The sequence below is a fragment of the Curtobacterium sp. S6 genome (assembly GCF_000710345.2).
Classification (GTDB): Bacteria; Actinomycetota; Actinomycetes; order Actinomycetales; family Micrococcaceae; genus Rothia.
Map to the genome: position 1 here is coordinate 1 of NZ_JHEL01000007.1, position 24761 is coordinate 24761.

36 protein-coding genes and 1 pseudogene are annotated in these 24761 nt (G+C 59.1%); 11 read left to right on the forward strand and 26 right to left on the reverse strand.

Translation table 11 applies throughout. The features are described 5' to 3' along the window. From CURSPS6_RS12745 to CURSPS6_RS00165, 13 genes are all read right to left on the reverse strand, one after another. A partial coding sequence (locus CURSPS6_RS12745) for a hypothetical protein (protein WP_035809849.1) occupies positions 1-226 on the reverse strand: 226 nt, incomplete at its 3' end. A gap of 137 nt (positions 227-363) precedes the next feature. Beyond that, positions 364-579, reverse strand: a complete 216-nt coding sequence (locus CURSPS6_RS00105; RefSeq protein ID WP_030013188.1) for a hypothetical protein — start codon at positions 577-579, stop codon at positions 364-366. 83 nt (positions 580-662) lie between these two features. Continuing rightward, positions 663-1217, reverse strand: a complete 555-nt coding sequence (locus CURSPS6_RS00110) for a hypothetical protein (protein ID WP_030013189.1) — start codon at positions 1215-1217, stop codon at positions 663-665. A gap of 137 nt (positions 1218-1354) precedes the next feature. After that, positions 1355-1567, reverse strand: coding sequence for a hypothetical protein (locus CURSPS6_RS00115; RefSeq protein WP_030013190.1), 213 nt, complete (start codon positions 1565-1567; stop codon positions 1355-1357). A gap of 114 nt (positions 1568-1681) precedes the next feature. Beyond that, positions 1682-1885 carry a hypothetical protein gene (locus tag CURSPS6_RS00120; protein ID WP_030013191.1) on the reverse strand — a complete coding sequence of 68 codons (204 nt, stop codon included), beginning with the start codon at positions 1883-1885 and terminating at the stop codon, positions 1682-1684. Between the two features lie 367 nt (positions 1886-2252). After that, positions 2253-3260, reverse strand: a complete 1008-nt coding sequence (locus CURSPS6_RS00130; RefSeq protein ID WP_030013192.1) for a hypothetical protein — start codon at positions 3258-3260, stop codon at positions 2253-2255. Between the two features lie 143 nt (positions 3261-3403). Then, a complete protein-coding gene (locus CURSPS6_RS00135; RefSeq protein ID WP_030013193.1) occupies positions 3404-3721 on the reverse strand; it encodes a hypothetical protein in 318 nt (105 codons plus the stop codon). 31 nt (positions 3722-3752) lie between these two features. After that, complete coding sequence (locus CURSPS6_RS00140; protein WP_030013195.1) at positions 3753-4085, reverse strand: hypothetical protein; 333 nt, start codon at positions 4083-4085, stop codon at positions 3753-3755. Between the two features lie 5 nt (positions 4086-4090). Further along, positions 4091-4354: a hypothetical protein gene (locus tag CURSPS6_RS00145; RefSeq protein WP_030013197.1), complete on the reverse strand. Its 264-nt coding sequence runs from the start codon at positions 4352-4354 to the stop codon at positions 4091-4093. 46 nt (positions 4355-4400) lie between these two features. Then, on the reverse strand, positions 4401-4967 hold the full coding sequence (locus tag CURSPS6_RS00150; protein WP_030013198.1) for a recombinase family protein: 567 nt from the start codon (positions 4965-4967) through the stop codon (positions 4401-4403). Then, complete coding sequence (locus CURSPS6_RS00155; RefSeq protein ID WP_030013199.1) at positions 4964-5602, reverse strand: hypothetical protein; 639 nt, start codon at positions 5600-5602, stop codon at positions 4964-4966. The genes CURSPS6_RS00150 and CURSPS6_RS00155 overlap by 4 nt, the downstream gene beginning before the upstream one ends. Positions 5603-5648: 46 nt before the next feature. After that, a complete protein-coding gene (locus tag CURSPS6_RS00160; protein WP_030013200.1) occupies positions 5649-5939 on the reverse strand; it encodes a hypothetical protein in 291 nt (96 codons plus the stop codon). A gap of 92 nt (positions 5940-6031) precedes the next feature. Beyond that, positions 6032-6496 carry a hypothetical protein gene (locus CURSPS6_RS00165; RefSeq protein WP_152977984.1) on the reverse strand — a complete coding sequence of 155 codons (465 nt, stop codon included), beginning with the start codon at positions 6494-6496 and terminating at the stop codon, positions 6032-6034. An 18-nt stretch (positions 6497-6514) separates the two neighbouring features. Here CURSPS6_RS00165 and CURSPS6_RS00170 point away from each other — a divergent pair, with 18 nt between their 5' ends. Together CURSPS6_RS00170 and CURSPS6_RS00175 are read left to right on the forward strand one after the other, a co-directional pair. Further along, positions 6515-6877 carry a VOC family protein gene (locus CURSPS6_RS00170; protein ID WP_030013202.1) on the forward strand — a complete coding sequence of 121 codons (363 nt, stop codon included), beginning with the start codon at positions 6515-6517 and terminating at the stop codon, positions 6875-6877. 12 nt (positions 6878-6889) lie between these two features. After that, positions 6890-7237 (forward strand): VOC family protein, encoded by a 348-nt coding sequence (locus tag CURSPS6_RS00175; protein WP_030013203.1) that lies wholly within the window; start codon positions 6890-6892, stop codon positions 7235-7237. 242 nt (positions 7238-7479) lie between these two features. Here CURSPS6_RS00175 and CURSPS6_RS12870 read toward each other — a convergent pair whose 3' ends face one another. Beyond that, the gene (locus CURSPS6_RS12870; protein ID WP_268750744.1) at positions 7480-7614 is read right to left on the reverse strand and encodes a hypothetical protein; all 135 of its coding nucleotides are present in this window, start codon (positions 7612-7614) and stop codon (positions 7480-7482) included. 160 nt (positions 7615-7774) lie between these two features. Between CURSPS6_RS12870 and CURSPS6_RS00180 the strand changes: the two genes are divergently transcribed. Further along, the gene (locus CURSPS6_RS00180) at positions 7775-8905 is read left to right on the forward strand and encodes an NAD-dependent formate dehydrogenase (RefSeq protein ID WP_082469852.1); all 1131 of its coding nucleotides are present in this window, start codon (positions 7775-7777) and stop codon (positions 8903-8905) included. Positions 8906-9278: 373 nt separating this feature from the next. On the opposite strand, the gene CURSPS6_RS00185 is transcribed toward CURSPS6_RS00180, so the two are convergent. After that, a complete protein-coding gene (locus tag CURSPS6_RS00185) occupies positions 9279-10211 on the reverse strand; it encodes an amidohydrolase family protein (RefSeq protein ID WP_030013207.1) in 933 nt (310 codons plus the stop codon). 79 nt (positions 10212-10290) lie between these two features. On the opposite strand from CURSPS6_RS00185, the gene CURSPS6_RS00190 reads away from it, so the two are divergent. The 3 genes from CURSPS6_RS00190 (at position 10291) to CURSPS6_RS00200 (ending at position 12879) form a co-directional block, all read left to right on the forward strand. Further along, positions 10291-11079, forward strand: a complete 789-nt coding sequence (locus tag CURSPS6_RS00190) for a helix-turn-helix domain-containing protein (protein ID WP_160319756.1) — start codon at positions 10291-10293, stop codon at positions 11077-11079. 453 nt (positions 11080-11532) lie between these two features. Further along, complete coding sequence (locus CURSPS6_RS00195) at positions 11533-12087, forward strand: TetR/AcrR family transcriptional regulator (RefSeq protein ID WP_030013210.1); 555 nt, start codon at positions 11533-11535, stop codon at positions 12085-12087. A gap of 12 nt (positions 12088-12099) precedes the next feature. Beyond that, positions 12100-12879, forward strand: a complete 780-nt coding sequence (locus CURSPS6_RS00200; protein ID WP_030013212.1) for an enoyl-CoA hydratase-related protein — start codon at positions 12100-12102, stop codon at positions 12877-12879. A gap of 67 nt (positions 12880-12946) precedes the next feature. Here CURSPS6_RS00200 and CURSPS6_RS00205 read toward each other — a convergent pair whose 3' ends face one another. The 3 genes from CURSPS6_RS00205 to arsB form a co-directional block, all read right to left on the reverse strand. Beyond that, on the reverse strand, positions 12947-13171 hold the full coding sequence (locus tag CURSPS6_RS00205; protein ID WP_030013213.1) for a hypothetical protein: 225 nt from the start codon (positions 13169-13171) through the stop codon (positions 12947-12949). 155 nt (positions 13172-13326) lie between these two features. Continuing rightward, positions 13327-14817, reverse strand: a complete 1491-nt coding sequence (locus tag CURSPS6_RS00210) for an FAD-dependent oxidoreductase (RefSeq protein WP_082469853.1) — start codon at positions 14815-14817, stop codon at positions 13327-13329. A gap of 228 nt (positions 14818-15045) precedes the next feature. Continuing rightward, positions 15046-16113 carry an ACR3 family arsenite efflux transporter gene (gene arsB / locus CURSPS6_RS00215; RefSeq protein ID WP_030013216.1) on the reverse strand — a complete coding sequence of 356 codons (1068 nt, stop codon included), beginning with the start codon at positions 16111-16113 and terminating at the stop codon, positions 15046-15048. Positions 16114-16198: 85 nt separating this feature from the next. Between arsB and CURSPS6_RS00220 the strand changes: the two genes are divergently transcribed. Continuing rightward, the gene (locus tag CURSPS6_RS00220) at positions 16199-16540 is read left to right on the forward strand and encodes an ArsR/SmtB family transcription factor (protein WP_030013217.1); all 342 of its coding nucleotides are present in this window, start codon (positions 16199-16201) and stop codon (positions 16538-16540) included. 261 nt (positions 16541-16801) lie between these two features. On the opposite strand, the gene CURSPS6_RS12440 is transcribed toward CURSPS6_RS00220, so the two are convergent. From CURSPS6_RS12440 to CURSPS6_RS12445, 3 genes are read right to left on the reverse strand one after another with little or no spacing between them, the layout of a single operon-like run. Further along, positions 16802-17176: a hypothetical protein gene (locus CURSPS6_RS12440; protein WP_152977985.1), complete on the reverse strand. Its 375-nt coding sequence runs from the start codon at positions 17174-17176 to the stop codon at positions 16802-16804. Then, positions 17173-17388, reverse strand: a complete 216-nt coding sequence (locus CURSPS6_RS00230; protein ID WP_030013220.1) for a hypothetical protein — start codon at positions 17386-17388, stop codon at positions 17173-17175. The genes CURSPS6_RS12440 and CURSPS6_RS00230 overlap by 4 nt, the downstream gene beginning before the upstream one ends. An 18-nt stretch (positions 17389-17406) precedes the next feature. Further along, complete coding sequence (locus CURSPS6_RS12445; protein ID WP_235503637.1) at positions 17407-17562, reverse strand: helix-turn-helix domain-containing protein; 156 nt, start codon at positions 17560-17562, stop codon at positions 17407-17409. A 25-nt stretch (positions 17563-17587) separates the two neighbouring features. Between CURSPS6_RS12445 and CURSPS6_RS00235 the strand changes: the two are divergent. After that, a pseudogene (locus tag CURSPS6_RS00235) lies at positions 17588-17770 on the forward strand (VOC family protein); the annotation flags it as partial. Between the two features lie 451 nt (positions 17771-18221). On the opposite strand, the gene CURSPS6_RS00245 reads toward CURSPS6_RS00235, so the two are convergent. Continuing rightward, entirely contained in the window at positions 18222-18788 is a 567-nt protein-coding gene (locus tag CURSPS6_RS00245) for a recombinase family protein (protein WP_030013223.1), read from the reverse strand. 232 nt (positions 18789-19020) lie between these two features. On the opposite strand from CURSPS6_RS00245, the gene CURSPS6_RS00250 reads away from it, so the two are divergent. Both CURSPS6_RS00250 and CURSPS6_RS00255 read left to right on the forward strand, forming a co-directional pair. After that, a complete protein-coding gene (locus CURSPS6_RS00250; protein ID WP_152977987.1) occupies positions 19021-20037 on the forward strand; it encodes a hypothetical protein in 1017 nt (338 codons plus the stop codon). Between the two features lie 62 nt (positions 20038-20099). Then, positions 20100-20639: a hypothetical protein gene (locus CURSPS6_RS00255; protein ID WP_152977988.1), complete on the forward strand. Its 540-nt coding sequence runs from the start codon at positions 20100-20102 to the stop codon at positions 20637-20639. Positions 20640-21196: 557 nt separating this feature from the next. On the opposite strand, the gene CURSPS6_RS00265 is transcribed toward CURSPS6_RS00255, so the two are convergent. The 4 genes from CURSPS6_RS00265 to CURSPS6_RS00280 all read right to left on the reverse strand — a co-directional run bounded on the left by CURSPS6_RS00265 (position 21197) and on the right by CURSPS6_RS00280 (position 23400). Then, the gene (locus CURSPS6_RS00265; protein ID WP_051687432.1) at positions 21197-21586 is read right to left on the reverse strand and encodes a single-stranded DNA-binding protein; all 390 of its coding nucleotides are present in this window, start codon (positions 21584-21586) and stop codon (positions 21197-21199) included. A 33-nt stretch (positions 21587-21619) separates the two neighbouring features. Further along, positions 21620-21865 carry a hypothetical protein gene (locus CURSPS6_RS00270; protein ID WP_030013227.1) on the reverse strand — a complete coding sequence of 82 codons (246 nt, stop codon included), beginning with the start codon at positions 21863-21865 and terminating at the stop codon, positions 21620-21622. Continuing rightward, positions 21865-22428 carry a ParA family protein gene (locus CURSPS6_RS00275; RefSeq protein WP_030013228.1) on the reverse strand — a complete coding sequence of 188 codons (564 nt, stop codon included), beginning with the start codon at positions 22426-22428 and terminating at the stop codon, positions 21865-21867. Before CURSPS6_RS00275 ends, CURSPS6_RS00270 begins: the two co-directional genes overlap by 1 nt. Before the next feature lie 108 nt (positions 22429-22536). Continuing rightward, entirely contained in the window at positions 22537-23400 is an 864-nt protein-coding gene (locus CURSPS6_RS00280) for a hypothetical protein (protein WP_152977989.1), read from the reverse strand. 879 nt (positions 23401-24279) lie between these two features. Between CURSPS6_RS00280 and CURSPS6_RS12750 the strand changes: the two genes are divergently transcribed. After that, positions 24280-24761, forward strand: a 482-nt coding sequence (locus CURSPS6_RS12750; protein WP_235503638.1) for a hypothetical protein, incomplete at its 3' end; no start/stop codon positions are given.

The window sequence follows — 24761 nt, forward strand, 5'->3', positions numbered from 1 at the left end:
TCTCATGCGATGAGCCCCTCACCTGCCGACCTGTCGCCACAGGTAACACCCACCCGAGCCTCCGTTGCGTGTAAACAACGTCATGACCCGCAACATCTAGACGCTGGAACATCTTCTCCCCGTTCCAGTCCTTCGTGTAGATTCCGGCGACCGATTCACGGTCGAGGGTGGCTAGGTAGGTCACCAGTAGGTTGATGTGATCGTTTCCGTGAACAAATGCAGACATGATCCTTGTTTCCTTTCGTGGGTGGTGCGGGGTTGTTTCGTCCCCGTCGCCATACTTATAGTATATGCGAACCAACTGTTTTAGGTCAAGGAATTTCCCACAAAAATACGGCTACTTTTCGCGCTCAATCCGCCGAGCTACCCAGTGTTTTTGCGCGGTCTACCTGGTCCCCTTTGAGACTTCTGTGCGTCCCATTCTTTGATGGTCTCGACATCCCAACCACGGACTGTTCCGACCAGGACATCCGGGGCCGGTGCCCCGCGCTTGTCGAAGGCCATCACCGTGATTCCGCAGTACGCGGCCGCCTCCTTGCGCGACAGGCACACTCTCGGGCCTTGGGTCTTCTTGCTCATGCAACTCTTCCTCCGTCGGTTGATCGCGGGCCGGACAGTGGAGGCCGTGCCCATCACCGTCCGGCCCGCGCGATTGCTCGTGGCTAGTTGTCTTCGATCTCCGGTAGCGGCCAGGCCTTTCCGCCCTGAGTCCTCCAACCGTGCACATACCCGGCGATCAAACGCAGGGTCGCCGCCGATGCGCCCTCGGCGGCATCTCCAGCCCAGACCTGGAAGAAGTCGTTTTCATCCAGTCCGCGCGGCTGGCCGATCTCCTCGCGATGCCTCATGAATTCCGGCTCGAACTCGTCGACGCATGAGGCGACCTCCGGGTAAACATAGGCGCAGTGCTCGCAGTACATCGCCTCACGGGACAGATGCGAGCAATCCCCACGGGCTACCCGCGCGCAGAGCAGGCACACACTCGCCAGGTTCGCCGAACAGGCCCGGCATTCGGCTTTTCCGTAACGGTGGGACCCGAAGTCTTCCGGCAGAACCGCAATGACCTTGGCGACGGTCCCGGCCAGAGCGATCGGCTGGCACATGTACGCCAGGGGGACTCCGCCGATCTCGCGGCGAATACCCTTATCGTCTTCGACCAGTACAGCCCGCTCGGCATGTAAGGCCTGGACCAGTTCATCGTGAAGTTCGGTGGTCATGATCCTTGATTCCTTTCGTGGGTGGGGCGGGGTTGTTTCGTCCCCTTCGCCATACTTATAGTATATGCGAACCAACTATTTTAGGTCAAGGAACTATTGCCGGAAACTCCAGGTATTTTCTCGCCACTCGCGAGAGTTCAGCGGGTCTTCTTGCGCGGCCGCCCTGGCCCGCGCGTGGCCCAATAGTCCTTGTGTTCCTGCGCGGTGGCCCGCGTCCATCCCCGGATATCCCCGAGGATGACATCTGGGGCAGGCTCACCCCGGCGGGCCAAAGTGGTGTCGGTGATCCCGCAAAACTCTAGGAGTTCTTTCTTGCTGAGGTATCTCTCCGGGCTGGTATTCTCGGGCATATCCTGATTTCCTTTCGGGATAATTGACCCCTTGCCGATTGTTTCCCCGCCACCTCCGGCGGGTCCGGCAAGGGGTCCCTTCATGCTCTGCCATCGCTGGCATCTCGACTGGGGCTAGAAGTTGTCTTCATTGAGATCGATACCGTGCTCTTCGACCAACTCCACGTACTCACGATATAGACGGGCGGCTTTCTGTCGTTGCTCTTCAGCACAGGCCGGATCATCCATATCTTCCAAGCGCTCGGCATTCATCTCCGCCAAGGCCCGCCGGGTCTCCAGATCAGTGAGGCGATCATCTACTTCTTCTGGCACGTTCATGACTGTTTCCTTTCGTGGGTGGGGCGGGGTTGTTTCGTCCCCGTCGCCTTACTTATAGTATATGCGAACCAACCATTTACTGTCAAGCGCTCTCAGGCTCCCTCGCCTGGTGCAACATCTAGCTCGGATTCGGATAACCGGACTTGCAGGCGCTCCAGTACACCTGGGGCGTTGACGCGCATCCGAATTGCTGAGGGGGATAAACCGCAGGCCGTTGAGAGAACCCGCAACGACAGGGGCGGAGACATCACCCGATGCGCGTAGGTCAAGGCCAACGTCAATTCTGCATCCGCCTCTCGCGCGGTCTGGGAGACTGAAGAAATCCCGCTGACCACAGCCTCTACCGGCAGGGTGCGAATGTTCTCGATCACCACGTATCTCCTGTCATGCGCTCGACCGTGGGCAACGGCATCCGGGTCATCGGTGAACATGCGGCCACGACCTGGGCCACGGCCCAGCGCTCCAGCTCCTCAGCTGTGGCCGTTCCATCACGGCCCACCTCAGCGTCCAATTCCGGGGGTACAAAACCGCGTAAGGCTAATTTCCGGCAGACGTATCCCAACGACTGGAAATGCCGCTGCATCACCTTCGCCTCCTGGGCAGTGCCGGTGTCGGTCATGGCCGCCCGGTGGGCCTGGTGAGCGATGATCAGCAGCTCGATCAGCGCGTCTTCTGCCTCGTGCGCCTCGGTGCGGTACCAGACCAGGATGCCCTCAAAGTTCAGACTGTCCTGATCAGTCCCACCGTCACCGACTTTTCGCATCTGCGCGGCGGTGTACCCGTAATCTCGTAGGAACTGTGCGGTCTCGGCTCGGCCGGACTCACGCGAGTGGACACGAACGTAGGTGCCGGTGATCCCAGCGGCCTCTAACGCTTCGGATCGCACCGGAGCGGCCCAATCTGCCGGATCATGGGTGTTGGCCGTCAACATCGCCATATCGGCGGCCTCTACCGATCCTTCGGCACTGACCCCGACAGAGCGGAGCATCTCGCACAATTCAGCATGAAATTGGGCTCGGGTCGGATGATATGGCTTCATCGACCCCAGCGCGGCGGTCGCCAACCCCATCGAGTCATCGAGACCGCTCATTGCCGCAGGCGTGTTCAGCCTGCCCGGGGAAGCCAAGCGGATGATCCACGGGGCGAGCACAAAGAAGAGGAACCACAGAACCGCTACCGCTGCGGCCAGCCCCGCAACGTTTTGTCCGAGATGATCGGCTGCTGGCTGATCGGGCCAATTCGGGTGCCAATGGTCAATGGCTGTGATGGTCACGAATGCGTGCATCAGCTCGACTGACCCGAACAGCATGGCGGCGAGGGTATACAGGGCGCACAGGGCGCCGATGGTCGAAAGAATTCGTCGAAGGGTGCTCATGAGTACTACTCCCGCAGTGTGCATGTCCCGCACAGTGTGTGCGGTTTATGCACACTCTATGTCGGGGGTCGCGTGGTGGCAATACCAATAAGGGCCGGACGGCACCGCGCGACGTGGAGATCACTTCGGTGCGTACGGTTTTCCTAGTGGGGTGCGGTTTGGTTGTACCCGTTATATTCCAGCAAGCTCCAGACTGTTCCGGCCATCGGGGTATTGACCGCCACCGAGCACGGGTCACCGTTCTGCAGGCCTTCGATCAACAGCCCGGCGGCGAACTCGCTCAGGGTCGGCACACGCTGGATCGTCCCGGCACCGACCGCCAGGGTGTAGAGACTAAACACTTCCTCGGGTAGCCCTGCGGAGAGTCGAGTAATCGCGCGCAACTGCTGGGCGGTGACGGTCTCCGGATCTTCATTGAGCCCTGTGGCGTTCTGCGGCTGTCGGTAGTTACTCAGAGACATCCAAGCCCCCTCGGTGGTCTCGCAACCGCCTCTAGGCGTCCTGGAGGCTGACGTACGCCGCTACGGCCTCGCGGATGATGTCTGCTTCCTTCCGGTGCTCTCGGGCCGCCAAAGCTCCCACACGGTCTTTCAGCGCCTGGGGTACCCGCGCGCGGATTACCGGCGAGACACCAGTAGGGCTACCGACGGTAGGCCGCCCGAGGGTGATTTTGGTGAGTTCGTCCAGGTCAGCGGCCCCGCTGGCCTCCAACAGGAGCTTGCGGGCGTGGGCGGTAGCCTCGGCTCCGCGCTTGGTGGTGTTCGGTTTGGGCTTGAGTTCTCCGCGCTCGGCCGCATCGGCCAGAGCTTCATAATCGCGTTCCATGATGACTACTTCCTTTCTTGGAGCAGATGACGATACAGGTCAGTCAAGGGCATCGAGTGGAAGATTACGACCTGCCGCGGCGGTCGATGCGCGGCGATAACTTCCAGGTAACGATCGGTCTGCCCGTGCGGGTGGCCGACGTAAACCATCGTGGTCTCCCCCGCGAAACCGTCAATTTCGGTAACGGCTTCGGCGTGGGTCATCGCGTACAACGTATCGGCTCGCGGGATACCGTGTCGGTCTGCGCTGTTCTTGAACTCGATTGCCATACCTAAAGTGTAGCACAATAAGCGAGCACACTAAAGGGTGTGGGTGTCAGCTTTTACCTTGGTCCCTGTTCATCGCTCGTTGCACCGTCCACCGCGAGACCCCATAGAGCCTGGCCACTTCGGTCATGGACATACCCGAGTTCACCGCCGCAATCACCGCAGTTTTCTTATCTCCGGTCAGCTTCGGCTTCGGGCCGGGGAGCCTCCCGTTCTTGCGGGCGTGGGCGATTCCCTCGCGAGTGCGCTCGATCATTTGCTCCCGCTCCATCTGCGCCAAAGCAAGATTCACGTGGACGACGAATTTTCCCATGGCCGTGCCGGTATCCAGCCCAACGTCCTGGGCCTGGACTCGAATGCCTCGTTCATCGAGGTCAAGGAGTGTTTTCAGGGCATCAAGCATCGAGCGGCCCAGACGGTCGATGCGGGTCACGATCAGGGTGTCTTCGGGGCGCAGGTAGCCGATAGCCTCGGTCAGTCCTGGCCGGTCGGCTTTTACGCCGCTGGCGACGTCGTGGAAGACCTTCTGGCAACCTGCGGCTTCCAGGGCCTCGCGTTGGGTCTCCAGTGATTCCTGTTGGCCCTTCGTGGAGACCCGGGCGTAGCCAACTTTCATTGATCCTCGTCATTAAGTTCGATGTTGGGCTGACTAGAGTTTGGGCGTGAACGCCACGTATTAAGCACGGGTTTGAAAGGAACGGGAGGGGGAATGTATGTCGCGATCGCTTTCAGCCATTCAAGCGCCTGGTATTCGGTAATAACGCCAAAGAGAACGTGATACAGCATGACGGTTGAAAAGACCATGAGGAGCTTCCACAGCATCTCTTCGGCCCAGCTCGGCCATTCACCCGTCGAAGGGCTCAGATTCGGATATAGCCCGGCATAGTCTTTGTGGATTTCCGCAACCAGATCACGAGGGAGGTTCCCGGCCGCGATGGCAGTTGTAAATCCTTGAACGATCGAGTCAATAACGTCCGACTTGACGGAGATGGAAGGCAAGGCCGCCCGGACGACATCTCGATATGGGGCCATAACCTCAGCCGTAATCGCGTCGCGCCGTTGGAAGTACGGCCGCATAGCGCGCTCAATAGTCGCCGTGGCCGCGTTTTTGTACGAAGGCACCCAGCTCGATACATCCACAATTTGAGCCGTGGAAACTCCGCTCAAGCCCTGCACCCATTTTTGTCCAGAGTTATACTCTCGCAACCATTCCGCCAAATACGAGGGCGGATACACATTGCCGTCAGCCATTATGCCCTCCTTTCGTTGACACACTAAGGTGCAACATCGGTCCTCCTTATTGCTGATCGCGATGGGATTGAGCCTTGAGCTTGAGCATAAATTTTAGCCACATCACGAAGAGATAAATGATCAACACCCCTACTCCGACGTCAAGGTACAGACTGAGCCAGAATCGGACGAACCAGTTCATATTTTCGACGAGGCCGAACACCTCTTGGAGGATGGCGCGGAATACCAGAGCCAATCCGATGCCGCCCACGGTAGAGAAGGTGGCACCGGCGGCAGAGATGAGCCGTGCACTCCGCTGCCTGTGGAGATCGTGATCTGCGTTCTTCAGGAAGTTCATGGGTCATCCTTTCTTGTCGAGTACGGCAAGCCCAGGGAATAAACGTATCGGAAAGCTCGCTAGGCTCATGTACCCAAATCGCTTCATGAGCTTCACTCCAAGTACTCGGTGTACCCGCGTTGTTCGGCGAGCTTCCTGGCCATCGCTTCCACCTCGGGACTGTTCATGGTCTGAGCCCAAGCATCATCCGCGTCAACTACCGGGTCAGGATCGCTCCTTAACCTCCAGTAGATGAAGCCGAGAATGCAGAGCACAAGGAACACGCAGAGGATGCATATTTGGGGGAAAATGACCGGCCCGCGATCTTGCGCGAGAACCGCTTCGCCGCTTGCAGAAGAACCGAAGGTGATGGGATGGGGCATATCCCACCAAAGAATAAACTCCGCTGCCACGAGGGCGAAGCTAACCAAGGTGCCGCGCATGAGCATAAGGAGTATGTCTCGGGTATCCATGTTCTTCCCTTCCACGGTGGGCGTGGCGTCTACAGGCTGCTCAGCTTGGGCGTTCTTGGTGCAACATCGGTCGTTTATGCCCCACCCTGGAGCATCCAGGCTCATCGCCCTAGAATCGAAGCCATGAACCGATTGACGATGGTGGAGTTCCCGTCATCAGACGCCCACTCATCGGCGGAATTCTTTCGCGCCGCCTTCGGCTGGGAGCACCTGGCTTACGGGCCGCACTACACAGACGTTCAGCTCGACAACGAACAGACACTTGGCTTCCAGGAAGACACCGCCGAAGCACCCCCAAGACCCTTGACGATCATCGAGGTCGACGACCTTGATGCAACCATGTCAGCCGTCGAAGCTGCTCATGGTGTCATCACCGTCCCACCGTTCGATTTCCCCGGTGGTCGCCGATTCCACTTCCGCGAGCCGGGCGGTAACGAGCTCGCGGCCTGGACGCGCGCAGGTGAGAGACCCAACTCCATCGTGTAGCAAGGTGGGTCTATGAGAGTTGAACGAGTCGTCCCGAACCTGACGGTCACAGATATTGCCCGAGCTGTGGAAGAGCATCGGAGCATGTTGGGCCTTGAGGTTCTGATGGATCACGGATGGATCGTCACCCTTGGCGACGATGCTGGGCATCAGCTCAGTCTGATGACCGCCGATGCCACAGCGCCGGTCAACCCCGACGTTTCGGTGTTCGTCGATGACGTGCGTGAGGCTTTCAAGCGTGTCGAGGCTGCCGGGGTGGAGATCGTTCATCCATTGGCCGATGAGCCGTGGGGAGTCACGCGGTTCTTCTACCGGGACAGCCAAGGGCGCGTGATCAACGTTGGAATGCACACGGCGTGAGTGTGCGGAATCGGTCCATCCTGCACCGGTGATCAGTACGGTGTAGGTATTGTGGCTGTCGCCCCCCCGGTGGCACACCGGTTGCATCCTTGTCCCCTTCACCAACCTTCGTCTCTGCGTAGCAATACTCGAGCGAATCACTTGCCGGGGGACATCACCGAAACAGGCCTTCAGCCCTACGGCTACAGCCTGACCCGTTCACGCTCTGCAAGCTAGTCGTTAGCTCATCAAGCATGGGGAGGCTACCAGCCGTAGCGGACTACGGTCGCTTCTTCGGAGACCTCCCACAACTTCGCTGCAAGTTGCTCGTCGGAAGCTAATGCGCTGATCTTGGCCTGGCCCAGCTTGCCTCGAGTTTCCCGCAACGTGGGGAACATTCTCGGCTGACCACGGCCGGAGGTTTCATCATCTCTTTCGGGTCAAGCGGTAGACGCACCGTCCCGAGAAGAGGATGGTTGGTTCAACCGGGCTTCGGGTGGGAATCGACGGCCAGGGGGCCGCCCTTTCCGGAGCGTTGCCGACCTTCAGTGAGGAGTCATGTTGTCCAAGGTTCTGTGCGTGCTGTATCCCGACCCCGTGACCGGTTATCCGCCGGAGTACGCGAGAGATGGTCTGCCCGAACTGCCCGAGACCTATCCGGACAGCGATCAGACGCTTCCCTCGCCCTCGAAACAGTGGTTCGAACCGGGTTCGTTGCTCGGTTCGGTCTCCGGAGAACTCGGCCTGCGGGAATTCCTCGAATCCCAGGGCCATGAGTTCGTCGTGACATCGGACAAGGAGGGGAAGGACTCCGAGTTCGAAAAGCACCTGCCGGACGCCGACGTCGTGATTTCGCAACCGTTCTGGCCTGCGTATCTGCCCGAAGAACGAATCCGCAAGGCAAAGAACCTCAAGCTGGTTCTCACCGCGGGCATCGGCTCCGACCACGTGGACACCGATGCCGCCGCGAATGCGGGAATCACGGTCGCCGAGATCACTTACTCGAATTCCGTCTCCGTGGCCGAACACGCCGTGATGCAGATTCTCGACCTGGTCCGCAATTTCGTGCCGTCCCACCAGTACGCGGTGAACGGCGGCTGGAACATCGCCGACTGTGTCAAACGGGCCTACGATCTCGAGGGAATGGACGTCGGAATCATCGCCGCGGGCCGCATCGGGCTGGCTCTCGCCCGGCGGCTGAAGCCCTTCGGCGTCCACCTGAGCTACTTCAAGAGGCATCGCTTGTCCGAAGAGCTGGAGCAGGAGCTCGGCCTGACCTATTACGAGTCGACCGAGGAACTCGTCAGGAACGTTGACGTGGTCTCGATCCACTCTCCGCTGACGGACGAGACCAGGCACCTGTTTGACGAAGAGCTGATGAATTCCATGCGCCGGGGGTCATACATCGTCAATACGGCCCGCGCGGAAATCATGGTGCGCGACGACCTCATCAAGGTCCTGGAATCCGGGCAGATCGCCGGTTACGCGGGCGATGTGTGGTATCCGCAACCGGCCCCGGTCGAGCACCCGTGGCGGCGCATGCCGAACGAGGCGATGACTCCGCACATCTCGGGAGCCACGCTGTCGGCCCAGACGAGGATCGCCGACGGTGTCGTCGAATGCCTGGAGGACTTCTTCCGCGATGAACGACTCCGGGACGAGTACATCATGGCCGAACCGGAGAGCTGAGCGCCGCGCCTCGGACTGCGGGGGCGGGGCGCAACGCCCCGCCCCCGTCCGTGGTCTCCGCGAGGAACTGTGTCATAGTGGGAAGGTCCTGGCGTCATTCAGGCCACCTCCCCTGAAGCGTGGGTATGCGGCTCGCGCTTGTGTACAGGAATGGACCACTATGGCTACGCGATCCACTGATTCGGTGCGGACGTCCCCGAGCGGCCACGGGGCCGAGGAGAACCTGAGTCGAGGCCTCAAGAACCGGCATCTGCAACTGATCGCGATCGATGGATTAAGATGCCGCTGAGGGCACGTTATCGGAGTGGATTTCCCTACACCAGTGAAGGACCCGAGAACCAACGGTGACGGGCCCTTCACACCCTCCATCGTGTCAGTTGAAGAGCTTCGCCGCGTTTCCGTGATTGATAGCGACCAACTGCTCAGCGCTCAGATCGCTCTGCTCATCAAGCAGGCGCGTGAATTCGGCCGCGATCGGCTCGGGAGCATAGGGGTAATCACTGCCGAAGAGGATCTTGTCAGGGCCTGCAAACCGAAGCAGAGTCCGCAGCGCGTAAGGCCCCGAGGACAAAGCAGTATCCCAGTAGAACTTCTGCAACGTCGCGATCAGAGATTCGGCGTCGGGACCTTCTGGGTACAGACCCGGCAACAATTGCGCGAAACGCATTGCCGCGTAAGGCACAAACCCACCCGCGTGCGAGAGGATGATACGCACCTTGGGGTAGCGCTCAAGGATGCCGTGGACCGCCATGTCGACCGCGCTACGAGTGGTATCGAACGGATAGTCGACCACAGGTCCCGGAACACCCTGAAGGTTGTTCATGATCGGGTGCGCCGGATGCACGAAAACCACCGCTGAGCGCTCATTCAAAGCTGCCCACAGCGACTCGAACGAAGGATCCCCCAGGTATTTGCCCTCGTAGTTCGACAGAAGCACGAGACCATCGGCTTTCATCTCGTCCAGGGCATACTCGGCCTCAGCAACGGCGCCTTCAACATCAGGTAACGGCAGAACAGCGAAGTGGCCGAACCTGTCTTCCGGACCGGCTGCCAGCTCCGCGACGTACTCGTTGACTCTTCGTGCCATATCGACACGGTGCGTACCGTCCCATCCAGCCACACCCGGTGCGGTCAACGACAGCACCGATTTGTGGATCCCGTTGGCGTCCATGAACCGCAACGCCGACTCCGGGGACCAGGACGGGAGGTTCCATCCCGACGGGTCGCCCCCGTGCTGCGGTAGAGCCTCACCCCAGAAAGGCGGAATGACGTGGGTATGGACATCAATACGATCTGCGTTATTCATGACTCCACCATCCCTCGATCGCCACGACACCGGCAGGGGAGAAATTCTTCCCCCACCCAGAGGGCCTAAGGTCGATGTCATGGCCCAACGTGACCCGTTTTTGAGACAGCTCGGTGAGTTCCTCCGGATCCGTCGGGCAGAGACAGCCCAACCCACCACCGGATCAGGGCATCGACAAGTTCCAGGGCTACGGCGCTCCGAAGTGGCTAAACGAGCCTTCATCAGCCCCGACTACTACACACGCATCGAACAAGCCCGTCTAGCACCCAGCACTCAGACTCTGGATGCCATCGCTCGCGCCTTGGATCTCGATGCTGATCAGCAGCGTTACGCACAACAACTCCTCGCCCGGTTCGCCGAGCCCGGGGAAACGGACCCTTGCACCCAGACCAGCTCTACAGTCACACAGTTGTTGCAAGGCATAACAGGCGTCGCTGCGATCCTGATCGGCCCGGAAACCGCCGTGGTCGACTGGAATGCCCCCGCAACCCAGCTCCTGATCGACTTCAACGAGATCCCGGAAGATCGGCGCAACTATGCCCGACTGTTGTTCGAACACACCACCTTTCAGGCCCGCTTCTGCGATCTCGAAACCATGCAACGCACCGTCATCGGCATCCTGAGGGCCGAACAAACCGCTTCCCCCTCCTCTGAACTGCCTGGCCCTGTCATCGAGCGGCTACTCGCCACAAACGACCTGTTCGCACGCACGTGGGCAGAACATGAAATCAACTGGCCGCACCGGCAACTCAGCTTCAACCTACGCCCCCACACCCACGGCAGCCCGATCCCAGTAACTCAAACGGTCTGGCAAGACGTCGACAACTCACGCCTGAGGCTCCTCCTCCTGGTGACCGATACCCCATGAAGCACGGCACCCAGCCACCCTCCCCAACCGTGGTGAGGTTACGCTGATGCAGTGCCACCCAGTCAGCCAGCGCTTCCGCCTCAGCAGCAACGGCGAGGATGTCGACGAGGACAGCGTCCGTGGCACCGAAGATCGGGGTCGATGTCATCGGGTTCCATGCCGGGGCGGACCGAACGAGCGCGGGCGTTCCCCAGTGATCGGCGGAGCAGGATCGGTGAAGACATTCATCCTCAGGTCGGATGACACGGTGGTCGTCTCCTCACAAGCGTTCGGCAACACGAGCATTCAGCTTCGTTATATGGTGTCTAACATAGTTCATAATGGATGTGACGCAAACCGCGAAGGAGGTCTGGCGATGGAAAAACTGCGGCAAAGAGCCGGTGGACATGGTGCCGGTCGGCACGGGCGAGGGATGTGCGTGTGAGTCCGCGGAGGAGCGACAGTCGCGCACAGATGGTCGACAGCGCCATGGCCCTGCTGCGGCAGAACGGCGCCAGTTCGACGACCATCGACAAGGTGCTGTCACACAGCGGCGCACCGCGCGGTTCGGTCTACCACCATTTTCCGCGCGGGCGGATCCAGCTGATCGAAGAAGCCATCAGCACTGCCAGCGATCGAATGACGACGCTGATCGAGGAGACGCTGCAGGCCGACGACCCGGTGGAGGCCATCGATGCGTTCTTTGCGCTGTGGCGCGATCGACTCGTCGACAGCGATTTCCGATCAGGGTGCCCGATCGTCGCGGTTGCGGTGGAAACCAACGACGAGTCTCCGCACCTGGCACGGTCCGCAGGAGACATCTTCGTCCGCTGGCAGGACGCATTGACGGAACTCTTCCGCAAAAACGGTATTCCCGAAGACCGAAGCCGACGGCTTGCCGCACTCGTCATCGCAGCCGAGGAGGGCGCGGTCGTCTTGTCCCGAGCTCAGCAGAGCACTGCACCGATGGAGGCCGCTACCGCTGAAATCCACGATCTTCTGACCCACACTCTCGACTCGAAACCCTGAAGGAGACAACTCATGTCACAGGACATCTCCGTCGCCCTGCAAGAGGGCGTACTCACCGTCACGCTCACCCGCCCTCAGAAGAAGAACGCCCTGACGAACCCCATGTACTCCGAGCTGGCCGACGCCCTCGAGCGGGCGGAGACGGACTCAGCGGTCCGCGTCGTCGTCCTGCGATCCGAGGGCGACCTCTTCACCGCCGGCAATGACATCGGCGACTTCGCCGCCGAACCGACGGACGCAACGGCCGCCTCGATCGAGGAGAAGCAGGTCCGGCGCTTCATCCGGGCCCTCGTCGATTCCACCACCCCCATCATCGCCGCAGTCCAGGGCAAGGCAGTGGGCGTCGGAACGACGATGCTCCTGCACTGCGACTACGTCATCCTGTCGGAAAATGCGCAGCTCATCACGCCGTTTGTCAATCTCGCCCTAGTGCCCGAGGCCGCCTCGAGTATGCTGCTAAATCAACGCATCGGACACGCCAGAGCCTTCGCGATGTTCGCACTCGGTGAACCGCTGGACGCCCCCGCTGCCCTCGCCGGTGGTGTCGCGAACAGGGTCCTGCCGCAGGCGGACCTCCACGACGAGGCGCAACGGATTGCCGCGATGCTGGCCGTGAAGCCTGCTGGTGCACTCACCGCTACCAAACGGCTCATGCGTGCTACGGAACCGATGCTCGCGCAGATCGAAGCGGAGTCCGCGCTATTCGACGAGAGACTTGCCAGCGCGGAGGCACGCGAGGCCTTCGCCGCGTTCAAGGAGAAGCGCACCCCCGACTTCGTCCAGTTCGCCTGAGTTGGTCACCGTCGGTAGCGCCAACGGCCGGAGGGATCGTCAGTTTCAGAAGTGCTGTGCGCGACTGCTATAGGCCGTGCCCGGCAGCAGTTGTCTTCTCTTTGATCGCCAGGCCTCCCGGCTCCGCGCAGCGATCCTCGGGGTCTCCGCGCTCGACGGTAGCTCGGCCCCGCAGGACCTCGCGATCGGTTTCGGCGCGGTCGAGGTGGGCGATTTCCTGGCGGACGAGCAACACCTTCCGGCTGCTGGGTGTGGGATAGATCCGGTATCTAGCTGTCAGCTTGTCCGGCATGTCCGCGAGGGCGGTCCTGCAGCCGGTAGGCGGTCGCGCTCACCGAGCGAGAAGTCTCTGGGCGGTCTGCAGCGCCAATATAGTGCAAGACCTCTTGATCGAACAGTGCGTTGTGAGCAACGAGCGGTCTGTCCTGTACAAACTGGTGGATGCAGTCATTTCTCGAGCAGGGCGTTGAAGATCTCGGAGGAGCTCGGGTGCGTGTAAATACCAGCTCCCACCCCCGAGGCGGGAATTCCTTGACTCATCGCTAATGCGACCAGGTTGATCAGCTCCTGAGAATCAACGCAGAAAAGACTAGCGCCGAGAATACGATCCTCGTTTTGATCGACCAAGAACTTCGCACGCCCCTCAGACTGCCCCAGAATCTTAGGACGCGGCATGATAGCTACATCAGCAATATCAGAAGCTTTGATCTCCAGGGTATGGCCGAGCTCGTCGGTATGTCTGCGGGCTTCCTCTTCGCCCATGCCAACGGTAGACAATGGAGGATCCAAAAAAACCGTTGCCGGAATGATGCGATCGGAAGCGCTGTACCCACCCTCACCCCACCGATCGGCGAGGATGATCCGGTGGTCGTCATAGGAGACATAGGTGAACTGCGGACCGCCATTGACATCGCCAGCAGCATAGACGCCCTCGACAGAACTGCGTCGATGCTCATCGACGACAACAGCTCCTCGTTCCGTTAGCTCTATACCAGCTTCCTTTAGTCCGAGACCTTCGGTTGCCGGACGGCGCCCAGTGGCAACCAACAAACGTTCGGAGGTGACCGTGAGGCTTCCGTCCGGTCCCTCCACCCTGATCCGGAGATCATTGGCCTCAGTCTCGACGGTCTCGGCCCGGGTCCCGGAAAGTATGGTGACCCCGAGCTGTGTGAGCTGCTTGTAGGCTGCTTGGGCAATGTCTCGGTCGTATCGACCCAGGAAGGTCTTTGCCCCATCAATTACCGTTACCTGGGTGCCGAACTGCGCGAACATCGTCGCGAATTCCAACCCGATCGGTCCGCCACCGAGGATCGCTAGCGATCTCGGACGAGGATCAACCTGCTGGATGGCTGTGGAATCGTGAACACGGGCACCGACGTCAGGATCATCCAACCCGTGGATGCGAGGTTTCACCGGCACGGATCCGGTATTGATGACCACGGTCTTACCGGTGACAGTCAGACGATCGGGGCCGCCGGTGATGTCGACAGTGTGACTGTCGAGAAACCGAGCCTGTCCATCGATGACGGTCACACCCTTTCCCTGTGCCATGTTTAAGTTGGCAGTATTGAGCTGGGCAATAAAGGCATTGCGGTGTTCTCGAGCTGCAGCAAATGCCTCGTCATCCTCGCGGATCTTATGCGAGTCAGTCACTGCTGACTGGCTGGAGCCTCGTGATGGCTGATGTTGACGATACCGGTGTGCCGAGGTCAACAACGTCTTAGTAGGTACGCACCCGATATTGATACAGGTCCCGCCATACATGGACGGGTCTTTCTCGACCAAGACAACACGATCCCCGGCAGCGGCTCGTTTCATGGCAAGGGTCTTGCCGGCCTTACCGAAACCTATTACCAACAGGTCTACAGTCAGACGGGGATCCGAGCCGCCTTTCGGTTCTTGGGGCGGGTTGTCCGACTGAGTTGCGAGATGGTTCATGATTCTCCCCTCACGGATTCCATAAAGAAATGACTGCTATCTTTCATGATTAACAGGGCAACCATACCCCGGTAGCTCGTATTGGAACTGGCGCTGCATCCTAACTGCAGTGAGACTAGGCGAGTTTACCGGTTAATGACGCACCTGAACGTTGCACAGCGCGGCACCCAAGGGGCCGGTATCACGGACCTGTTCCCCGGCCGACGCAAAAACCCGACCGCGAGCAGCTCATACGGTGGTCCTCCGATGGGTGAAACGCCCGCGTAGAGCGAGGCTGATGTAGACAAGACCCACAAGAGCCGGTACCTCGATAAGTGGACCAACAACCCCGGCCAGGGCTTGGCCGCTGGTGACACCGAACGTGGCGATGGCCACGGCGATAGCCAGCTCGAAGTTATTTCCAGCAGCGGTGAACGCAAGGGTCGTGGTGCGTTCGTAGCTCATGCCCAAGCCACGCCCAAGCAGATAACCCCCGCCCCACATCAGCGCAAAGTAAGCCAGCAGTGGCAGCGCGATGCGGGCAACATCGAGGGGATGGGAAGTGATCTGATCGCCCTGTAACGCGAACAGCACGACGATGGTGAACAGCAGGCCATATAGTGCCCACGGCCCGATCTTGGGCAGGAACGAACCCTCATAGGCTTCACGGCCCCACCGTTTTTCCCCGATACGGCGCGAGAGGAACCCGGCCAGCAGTGGGATGCCAAGGAACACCAGCACCGAGGCACCGATCTTCCACGCAGACACCTCGAGGTGAGTTTGTTCGAGGCCGAGCCATCCAGGTAACACCGACAAATAGAACCAGCCGAGTGCAGCGAACGCGATGATCTGGAAGATCGAGTTGAGCGCCACGAGCACGGCGGCGGTTTCACGGTCACCGCAGGCCAGATCGTTCCAGATGATCACCATCGCGATGCATCGGGCAAGCCCGACGATGATCAAGCCGGTGCGATAGGTCGGCAGGTCGTGCAGGAATAGCCACGCGAGAGCGAACATGAGCGCCGGTCCGCCAATCCAGTTCAGTACCAGCGAGGCTGCGAGCATCCGTTTGTCGCCGGTCACCGCATCTAGCCGGTCGTATCGCACCTTCGCGAGCACCGGGTAGATCATTACGAGCAGCCCGAGTGCGATGGGCAGCGAAACTCCCTGCACCTGGACGGTGCTCAGCGCTTCATTAAGGCCTGGCACCACCTTGCCGAGCACTAAACCGCCGAGCATGGCCGTGATAATCCACACCGGCAGGAAACGATCGAGAGTGGACAGCCGCGCCGCGACGGGGCCAGTCGTGTTGCTCACCGCAGCACCTTCCTATTGACATGTATCTATATGTCACTGTGGTCAACTTATAGAAGCCTGTCAATGTGAGGCATAGTCTGGGGTCATGACAGACCAGATGACCCCAGATGCGTGCGAACCTGCAATATCGGTCGACCTTATGCCCGAAGACGAGGCAACACAGCTCTCCGTCATGTTGAAAACCTTGGCAGATCCGATCCGTGTCCGCGTGCTGGCCTATCTTGCCTCCACACCCGCAGGCACCGTGTGCAGCTGCCACTTGCCCGGAAGGCTCGGCATCAGCCAACCCACCCTGAGCCATCACCTCAAGAAGCTCACCGATGCTGGACTCGTCACCCGGGAACAACGGGGACGGTGGGCGCACTACACCGCCCAACCTGACGTGTTGACTTCTCTGGGTGCGCAGATCACACAGATCGGTACGTAATCGATGAGCACGGTCCTTCAAACGGTCGTTTTTGCACCAGGCCCATGGCCAGCTACGTCGTGTGCAGGCCACCGTTGACCGCGTGCCCCTGGCTGTCTCGATAGAGGTTGAATACTTTTTGGGTAGGTGCCTGGCAAGCCGATCAATGGTTCGGCGTTGCCGATCAGCGATCGTGAACCGGGCCTCGTCCAGCCTGTCGTGTTTTTCGGGCAGCTGCTGGGTACCCAGCGGCATATAGCCAACCTCCGCCAGGCGCGCTGATTAGCTGGCGACCAGTTGTCCGGCGCGTTGATGCGATACGTGTAGGACCTGGCCGATGTCTTTGAGTGTCATTCCCTGCTCGCGCATCAGTCGAGCAGCTTCCCGCGACTTTGCCGCGGCCAACGTAGATGCGTGTTCCGCTTCGGCGCGGTACTTGCTGGCCTCTTCCTGAATTTCACGGATCTGTTCCGGGACCCGGACAGTAATTTCTACTCGCACCTGATCCAGGTCTTGTCCGGTCAGGATCGAGATCAATTCCTTGACCATCGTCTCGGCTTCGGTCAGGTTCCGGGCCTGAGTGCCCTGAGACAGTCCATCTACTTCCAGGTGCCAATACCGCCCTGAACGCTGAGCGGTTACTGCGTAGGTCGTCATTTCCACCACTTCTCTCCTAGCTTGGTCTCCGCGGCCTTATAGATGCTGACCGTTGTCAGCTCGTTGATGTCTCGATGACGAGGAACGACGATCATCACTCCGTCCAGATCGTAAATATCGTGGTTACCGCCGGAGCGCGAGAACTCGAAGGTGTACCCGGCCGCTCTGGCCGCTTTGCGGAGCTTCTTCAAAATCTCTTGCTGCCTCGTCATGACACTATTCTACCTGGGCTAGAATCCGACTGCAACAGGGGGTTGAATATTATTACTGGTGTCGTCGGGGCTGGAACCCTCTTCCTGCATCGCCCGTTGCACCGTCCACCGGGAGACACCGTGCAGCTTGCCCGCTTCGGTCATCGACATGCCCGAGTTGACCGCGGCAATCACCGCTGCCTTCCTCTGTCCGGTCGTGGCTCTTTGGCTTCACGCCGAAGACTCCCAAGACGTCCACGACACACTGGCGGAGGCAGGCGTCAAGATCGTAGCGCCACCGTTCGATGGGCCTTTCGGACGCACATTCAGCTTCAGCGACCCGGATGGCTATGTGATCACCATCCACGACAAAGCTTGCCCCCCCCAATTAGTAGGTTCATAAAACATGCATTGACTGGCGATGTGATCTAAAAACATGCCAGCGTATGGCATGTAGCACTGTCACAAGAGATGTGGAGAGGATCTACTCATGTTCCGTCGTTCAATCAAGACTTTCGCCATCGCTTCTGCACTGGCCGTTTCGTCATTGGCTCTCACGGGGCCAGCTGACGCGGCAGAGTGGAAGTTGATCAATACGCAGAAGTCATGCCCCACCATCAGTGGCGTCAAGCAGTGCACGACTACCAAGACTTACAAGCGGACCTCCAAGGGGTGCGACATCCCTGTCAGCAACTACGCAAAATACATGGGATGCATCAAGACAAAGACCACCCACTCCTGAGGTGGGAGATAACCGTCTATAGATGACCGCTTGGTCGGCATTTTGACTTCCTCCTCCCCGTTCACGGGGAGGAGGAAGTCAATCCCGCTTCTTCTAGCGCTGACTCCAGCGGCTATGAACCAGCTCGCTGGATGGCTCGATAGACCGTGGATCGGGCCACCCCGAACAACTCCGCAATCTCCGCGGTCGTATGCTCACCGCCCCGATACAGCGAGACCAAGTGCTTCTCCTGTGACACGGACAGCTTCGGCTTCTTACCTCGTAGACGGCCTTTGGCTTTGGCTACTGCCATGCCTTCGCGCGTACGCAGACGAATCAGGTCAGCTTCGAACTCGGCAACCATGCCGAGCACGTTGAACAGCAGCCTGCCGATCGGGTCCTCCGGGTCATAGACACTGCCGCCGATATCCAGCGTCACACCTTTACTCGTCAGCTCGGCCGCGAGATCGCGGGCATCCGGCAAGGACCTGGCCAGCCGGTCCAGTTTCGTCACCACCAACGTGTCTCCAGCACGTGCAGCAGCCATCGCTTCCCTCAGCCCTGGGCGGGACCTATTGGTGCCCGTGAGGCCATGATCGACATAGATATCCGGTTCAGCAACACCGAGTCGGACCAAGCCGTCTTTTTGGGCAGTGAGGTCCTGTTCAGTCGTCGAGACTCGCGCGTATCCGATCAGCATGTCAACAACTGTACCGGTTGGGCCACCTTCACCGGGCCTTTTTGCGGGCGGGTCTACTGGGAATCAAACAACCGCGGAAACTAGCGATCACTCAACCTGAGCTGGACGCCCAGGAGGTGTCCCAGTGAGGGACCGCCAAACGGGCTTGACACCACGCCTGCAGCCCTGTTGGTCGCTTCACCAGAACGCATTTTTCTTGCCGCCTATCGGACCAATGCTGGATGATCTGATCATGGCTACTAGTGCATCCTCAACTGAGGTTCCCAACATCCCGATCGCAACGATCTACCAAAACTCTGACCAGGTTGCCGGGATACTCCAGCAGATCATGCAACACCCACTGCTGACGGAGGGATCGCGCGAGCTTGCTTCTGAGGATGGCAACGACACAGCAGCCGATGGATCCGCCTCAGGTAAGGGCGAGGGAAGGGCCAATCTGTCGCTCTTAGGCGGCTTCAAGATCAACGCGGAGGCCAAAGCAGGCTTATCGTCGAACTGGACTCAGACCACCGGAACGGCTTCCCGTCAGCAGTTCGTATACTCCCAGGCATACAATCTGCATCTCGTCCGACAGTCCCTTAGGGACAAGAATCAGCTGATATCTCTGGACTCCAGAGAACAGGCAGAAGCGGTACAACCAGGCGCATTTGTCGAGTACACAGCCACATTCGACCCAGCCGAGCTCACGCTCGCCTTAGATGTTATTTCCCCGGAACTCGTCGAAACCATCACGCGTTTTACTGTGAAGCGTGACTACCTCCTCCGCTTCCCTGAAGAAGGAGGTCATGAGGCTCGAGTGAAGCACGCTGAAAAAATGGACATCGAAGCCCAAGCGAAGGGAGAACTTGCCAGAGCGATTACAAACGCTATCAAGGCCGACACCCGGCAGGAAACCACGCGCGAGTACTACGGGCGTGTTGCTACTGAGCCCGAGCTCACACTGATAACGATCTGCGATCTGGCACATTTTATCGTAGATGACCCGGATCGGCTTCTTGATGGCACTTTTACAGTACTCGGCAAGGTCATCTCGCCCATCGAACAGAACATGCCGACGTTTTCCCACAACAAGCTCCTCCGCAACCTCACCCCGGAAGCGCTTGATGATGGCCTAAAAAAGCTACGGGAGTTGATCGATGAGACCTCTGGTCCTGGCCAGACGGCCCCCTCGTATTACGTGGACTTGAAACTTGATTCAAGAGTGCGCGGTTCTTCCATGCGTGTTATACCCCTTGCGATCTATTCCTAATGGACTCGGAAGGCATCGAACTCCCTCCAACATGGTCAGCACGACACCGGTAGAATCCTCAGGTGCCTAACTACGCTCCCCGTTCCCACGTGTTTGTTGATGAGTCCAAGAGCAACGAGTACTACATCGCTGCCAGTGCAGTGGCCTCCAATGACGTCAACGAAACTCGTAAATCCGTGCGAGGGCTTATGCTGCCGGGACAAAAACGCCTCCACTTCAAGGATGAGAAGGACTCGCGACGTAAACAGCTACTCAAGAGCTTCTCTGACCTTGGCGTCGAGGTTTCGATATACGTAGCGGGCGGCCTGAAAGACAAGGAAGCCAGGCCACTATGCTTATCTGCGTTGGCTAAGGATCTTGCGCGATGCGAAGTTGATCGGCTCTACCTGGAGCAGGATGCTTCCACCCTTGTCGTCGACAAGAAGGTCCTAAGAAATACCTTTGCTGAATACTCCCACAGTCCTAGCTACGTTTTCCCCAGGGCCTCAGAGGAACCACTGTTGTGGATCGCAGATGCTGTGGCTTGGTGCTACCAAAGGCGCGGCCCATGGATCCAGCGAGTAGCGCCACTTGTGGATGGCAGGGTCAGGAAAATTGGCTGACCCTGCCCGTTAAATACGCGAGCCAGGCTCGTCGAACCGTCCGGATGACTGCCTGGCTTACTTCTCAGGACTACTGCCCTTCGCATCTCCCATGGTACCTGCTGGGTGGCGCTGACGCGACTGGCTATGAAGGACCATTCGGTCGATTATGCACAGCCCCGCGAGAGGTCGGCGGCGAGCCGAGATACCTGGCGACTTTTGGTGCACCATTCAGTGCATAACCGGCATGTGCAAGTTTATACCTTGGTGGTGAGTTATGCTCCATCATCGGTGTGGTCACTGGCGTAGCCCTGGCTGAACGATCGCGACCGCGACGGCCGCGAGTACGAAGAGCATCACGAACCAGGCGTAGGCGTAGCCCAACCGGTTACGGTTTTGGACCCCAGGAACGATGAAAAACAAGATCCCTAACCAGGGGGCGGCCTTGCTTGCTCCGCGATGAAGCCAGCGCACGGGAGTTGTGACTAGGCGCCACACCGTAACTGGCTGACCCCGCCTCATCCGGTTGGCCTCTTCAGGGAAAAGACTCTGCTGGTTTGGGGGCATCGTTTACCTGCCTAGTCCTGGCGCTCTCGTTCGATGGTGATGTTTCTGAATCGAGGTGATGCTCCGATCTCTCGGAGTTTCAGCTCGTTCCACCGCTGGGCTTGCCCGTCGACGTCCTTCTTCCTGGTGATCAGGTCTCCGACGGCGATCACGTGATCGCCGCGTTTGAACGTTTCGGCGAGACGTTCAAGGTAGCTGTTGGCGTTTTCACTGCCTCTCGAGTTCAAGAAGGCAGGCATGAAGGTGGTCTCCGCGTCCACGTAGTCGCGTTCAGCTTTGCTGTAGTAACGGGGTGTGGAGGCGATCGTGAAGCGAAGCACCGCCTCTCCCCCGCCAGGCTTGTAGCGCAGCTCGGGGTCCTTGGTCAGGTTTCCGATGATCGTCAATGGGATCTCATTCATGGGTAGTTCCCTCCTTCGCAATTCATCTGACGTCTAGACGTCTAGACGTCCTGACTGCTTGTAGTCACGTACAATTTTCTCCGCGGCCGCCATCAAGATCGGATTGACTTTCGTCTTGTTCTCCAAGGCGATCCGTTGAAGCTCCTCATATGTCTCAGTGGGGAGCCTGAGCGTAAACCTTGCCCGGTCGTCTCTTGCTTGCTGAAAGGTGTCTTCGATCTTTGACACTTCCGGCCTGCTCGCCCGTTGTGCTGCGATTTTGTCCCTGAAGTTGCTCATCAATCCTCCAATGCGTCTTGAATCTCAGTGAACACTGAGTCATAGCCCCAGAACTTCGTCGGCCGTTCCCCGAAGGCTTCTCTGAACATCGCGCGCTTGCGCACTGGGGGCAATAGAGCGACCCCAGCACCTTCTAGAGCTTCTACCAGTCCCTGGTAGACGCGCGTGTTGGTCTCAGCCGCGGTCACCAATACCGCAACCGGCACTTCGTTTTTGAGAGCATCAATAGTTGCCCAGGTCCGGTCCATATCCGACAGGGAAGCGTTTGTGGGGATGACCGCAAGGTCTGAGGCGCGTGCAGCCTCAGTGATTACCTGAGGGTTGCCGGGTGGGGTGTCGATGAATATGACCTTCTCCCCCACTGGTTTTTTCAAAGAGGCGATGTTGGCCGGGGCCACCGGATACGGAAGATCGGCGACCGTTGCCCATTGAGTAGCGGATGCTTGCGGGTCCATGTCCCAAATCTCGGCGTCTAACCCTCGGTTGTGCGCCACTTGCGCCAGAAAGACAGCCGATGTCGTTTTGGCACATCCACCTTTTGAGTTCAACAAGGCGATTTTCATTTATTCTCCTTCTGACAGCATGACATCAAACCGTCGTGACGTCATACTGTCACTCTACGGTATTGACAACAAGACTGCTAGCCGTCTTGACGTCAACGTGTCGTGACGTCAAGACGTCCATAGCTCTGGGTGCTGGTGTTGAGCGGCTTGCTCGCTGCCGCAGCGAAGGATGGCTGCCAGGCGGCGGGCTTTGATTCGGCTGGGGGAGGTTTTGCTGGCAGTGACTCGATTGCGGCGTTGGGCGGCGTCTTGGGCGTCTTTGTGCTGTTGTTGTTTCTGGCGTTCCCAGCGGCGTTGTGTCTGAACCGAGGCGGGTTCGATGGGGCCGTCGGGTGTGGTCCAGGAGTTCAACCGGGTGCGAATCCAGGCCCGGATGGAGCGCATACCTACGGCTCCATTGGTTTCCCATATGGTTCCGTCGGGGCGTTGTTCGAGTGCGATGAGCACGTCAGCAACGGTCCAGTGCGCATCAAAAAACGGTTTGAGCATGGCTGCCAACGACTTCATGGTCATTTTCCGCAGTTCCAGCGCCTCGCGCTGGATAGTCAGTGTCATCCGATGCGTGACCTCTGTCAGTTCTCGGTGGTCTGTGGTCTCAGGTGCCGGTGCGGGTGCGTGTTTGGGCCACCATTGGGTTTTTGGATCCTTGGCGCGGTTCGCGAAGACTCGCTGGCAGCGTTCTGCGGTGGTGAGTTTATCCCAGGGACGCTTAAAGGATTTAATACTCAAGCTAAAGCTTGAGGGGGGTGCAATTTCATCCACAGTCCCGGAATCTCCGGTGTTCTGGGGAAGGGGCGTGAGGAAGACATAGACAGGGGCCAAGGCGTCAACCTGATTGCCATCGGAGTCTTTGTGGGGTGAGCGCCCGGAGGCGACCAGTGCGATGAGGTGTTCGTCCTTGAACAGTCGGATCGTGCGTTTGACGAAGTCGCGGCTGTATCCAGTGAGACGGGCCAGGTTTTGGTGGCTCATACACAGAGTGGAGGTGCTGCGCTGGTGCTCGTGTTGCATGACACGCGCTAGGTGCATGGTCTTCTCGTAGCGGTGTCGGTACATGCGGCTGATGCGGGTGTTGTCTTTGATGTGTCCGAGCCATTTGCCGCCGTTGCGTGCGGGGCGGTACCCGGTGGGGGTAACGGAGCGGATGGCGGCGGGGGAGCGGTCCCATTTTTTGGGGGCGCCTGCGGGGCGGTGAGCGTAGGCCGCTTTGGCTCTGCGGGACCGGGTAAGGGTTTCCGGGGAGCGTTTGGCTCGCGTGCCGAAAGAGACACCATTTGTGGTGGCGGTTGCGGGGGAAGTTGCTACACTAGACACAGAACTTCCTCCTTGGCTGGAGAAGTTGCAACATAGATCGGTTCCTTACTGATCGGTTGAATCCCGGCGTGATTGGCGTCAGGGACGGGATTCAAAGGCTTTGGTGGCCCTCCTCTGGGGGGGCCACCGTCTTTTTAAGTTGTTCGTTGGTCTAAGTCTTTAATCGGTAGCTCACGGTCTGAATGACCAGTATCGCGGGCCACCAGTTCTGCGAGGTACGCGGATTTGGTGACACCAAGAGCGTGTGCCTTCGCTTTTGCGGCACGTTGCAGATCAGGGTGCATCTGGAGGTTGAACCCAATAAACTCCCCTGGCTTCTGGCGTGTCGGTGGCTTGCGCATGTGTTCAATATACATGAGTTGTACATCAGTAGCGAGAGGGGCTTGTGCGTGTCGTTCGGATGTCACTCGTCACGATTCGTGAGAGGTACGGGCGGGTACTTGGGATGAGCCGTATACAGTAGAAGCTCGATGACCAGAACGTTGTTAGGTGTCCGGCAGGGCTGGAAATCTGCGTATTGAGCGGTAGGGGGCGGCTGTGAGCATTTCAGCGGCCGCGTTCGATGACTGGCTGGAAGAGCTTGTCGACGGCCAACGCCCGTCCATGCGGCAAGTCGCAAAGATGTCGCATCTTTCTTCTGGGTATCTCTCAGTTGCTCGGGCGCGTGGTAGTTTTCCTGCCGATATCGTCCTTGGAGTGGCTGCCAACTATGGCGCTCATCCGATTGAAGAGCTTGCCCGGTTTGCTGGATATCAAGACCTCTGGCCACAACCTGCCTATCTTCTCAAAGAAGTCCTGTTCCTAGTTCCTGTCCTTGATCTGATGACGGAGCTTCTGTGGCGTGGCGAGCATCCAGGTGTGGACCGGCCGATTGGATCGCGCATCGCGGCTGACGCTCTGAGTCGTTGGTCGGATCTAGCTGTTGCGGGTCATGACGTTGTTTACACGCAACGGAGGCTCGGGTGGGTGTTACCTGTGGCGACAGGTCGGCAGGTGAGGGGCTCATCGCATGAGAGGGC

Bases quoted from the DNA above. Each gene is read 5' to 3' on its own strand.
- CURSPS6_RS00105 (WP_030013188.1), bottom strand. From the start codon at position 579: ATGAGCAAGAAGACCCAAGGCCCGAGAGTGTGCCTGTCGCGCAAGGAG.
- CURSPS6_RS00110 (WP_030013189.1), bottom strand. From the start codon at position 1,217: ATGACCACCGAACTTCACGATGAACTGGTCCAGGCCTTACATGCCGAG.
- CURSPS6_RS00115 (WP_030013190.1), bottom strand. From the start codon at position 1,567: ATGCCCGAGAATACCAGCCCGGAGAGATACCTCAGCAAGAAAGAACTC.
- CURSPS6_RS00120 (WP_030013191.1), bottom strand. From the start codon at position 1,885: ATGAACGTGCCAGAAGAAGTAGATGATCGCCTCACTGATCTGGAGACC.
- CURSPS6_RS00130 (WP_030013192.1), bottom strand. From the start codon at position 3,260: ATGAGCACCCTTCGACGAATTCTTTCGACCATCGGCGCCCTGTGCGCC.
- CURSPS6_RS00135 (WP_030013193.1), bottom strand. From the start codon at position 3,721: ATGTCTCTGAGTAACTACCGACAGCCGCAGAACGCCACAGGGCTCAAT.
- CURSPS6_RS00140 (WP_030013195.1), bottom strand. From the start codon at position 4,085: ATGGAACGCGATTATGAAGCTCTGGCCGATGCGGCCGAGCGCGGAGAA.
- CURSPS6_RS00145 (WP_030013197.1), bottom strand. From the start codon at position 4,354: ATGGCAATCGAGTTCAAGAACAGCGCAGACCGACACGGTATCCCGCGA.
- CURSPS6_RS00150 (WP_030013198.1), bottom strand. From the start codon at position 4,967: ATGAAAGTTGGCTACGCCCGGGTCTCCACGAAGGGCCAACAGGAATCA.
- CURSPS6_RS00155 (WP_030013199.1), bottom strand. From the start codon at position 5,602: ATGGCTGACGGCAATGTGTATCCGCCCTCGTATTTGGCGGAATGGTTG.
- CURSPS6_RS00160 (WP_030013200.1), bottom strand. From the start codon at position 5,939: ATGAACTTCCTGAAGAACGCAGATCACGATCTCCACAGGCAGCGGAGT.
- CURSPS6_RS00165 (WP_152977984.1), bottom strand. From the start codon at position 6,496: ATGAGCCTGGATGCTCCAGGGTGGGGCATAAACGACCGATGTTGCACC.
- CURSPS6_RS00170 (WP_030013202.1), top strand. From the start codon at position 6,515: ATGAACCGATTGACGATGGTGGAGTTCCCGTCATCAGACGCCCACTCA.
- CURSPS6_RS00175 (WP_030013203.1), top strand. From the start codon at position 6,890: ATGAGAGTTGAACGAGTCGTCCCGAACCTGACGGTCACAGATATTGCC.
- CURSPS6_RS12870 (WP_268750744.1), bottom strand. From the start codon at position 7,614: ATGTTCCCCACGTTGCGGGAAACTCGAGGCAAGCTGGGCCAGGCCAAG.
- CURSPS6_RS00180 (WP_082469852.1), top strand. From the start codon at position 7,775: ATGTTGTCCAAGGTTCTGTGCGTGCTGTATCCCGACCCCGTGACCGGT.
- CURSPS6_RS00185 (WP_030013207.1), bottom strand. From the start codon at position 10,211: ATGAATAACGCAGATCGTATTGATGTCCATACCCACGTCATTCCGCCT.
- CURSPS6_RS00190 (WP_160319756.1), top strand. From the start codon at position 10,291: ATGGCCCAACGTGACCCGTTTTTGAGACAGCTCGGTGAGTTCCTCCGG.
- CURSPS6_RS00195 (WP_030013210.1), top strand. From the start codon at position 11,533: ATGGTCGACAGCGCCATGGCCCTGCTGCGGCAGAACGGCGCCAGTTCG.
- CURSPS6_RS00200 (WP_030013212.1), top strand. From the start codon at position 12,100: ATGTCACAGGACATCTCCGTCGCCCTGCAAGAGGGCGTACTCACCGTC.
- CURSPS6_RS00205 (WP_030013213.1), bottom strand. From the start codon at position 13,171: ATGCCGGACAAGCTGACAGCTAGATACCGGATCTATCCCACACCCAGC.
- CURSPS6_RS00210 (WP_082469853.1), bottom strand. From the start codon at position 14,817: ATGAACCATCTCGCAACTCAGTCGGACAACCCGCCCCAAGAACCGAAA.
- CURSPS6_RS00220 (WP_030013217.1), top strand. From the start codon at position 16,199: ATGACAGACCAGATGACCCCAGATGCGTGCGAACCTGCAATATCGGTC.
- CURSPS6_RS12440 (WP_152977985.1), bottom strand. From the start codon at position 17,176: ATGACGACCTACGCAGTAACCGCTCAGCGTTCAGGGCGGTATTGGCAC.
- CURSPS6_RS00230 (WP_030013220.1), bottom strand. From the start codon at position 17,388: ATGACGAGGCAGCAAGAGATTTTGAAGAAGCTCCGCAAAGCGGCCAGA.
- CURSPS6_RS00245 (WP_030013223.1), bottom strand. From the start codon at position 18,788: ATGCTGATCGGATACGCGCGAGTCTCGACGACTGAACAGGACCTCACT.
- CURSPS6_RS00250 (WP_152977987.1), top strand. From the start codon at position 19,021: ATGGCTACTAGTGCATCCTCAACTGAGGTTCCCAACATCCCGATCGCA.
- CURSPS6_RS00265 (WP_051687432.1), bottom strand. From the start codon at position 21,586: ATGAATGAGATCCCATTGACGATCATCGGAAACCTGACCAAGGACCCC.
- CURSPS6_RS00270 (WP_030013227.1), bottom strand. From the start codon at position 21,865: ATGAGCAACTTCAGGGACAAAATCGCAGCACAACGGGCGAGCAGGCCG.
- CURSPS6_RS00275 (WP_030013228.1), bottom strand. From the start codon at position 22,428: ATGAAAATCGCCTTGTTGAACTCAAAAGGTGGATGTGCCAAAACGACA.
- CURSPS6_RS00280 (WP_152977989.1), bottom strand. From the start codon at position 23,400: ATGAGCCACCAAAACCTGGCCCGTCTCACTGGATACAGCCGCGACTTC.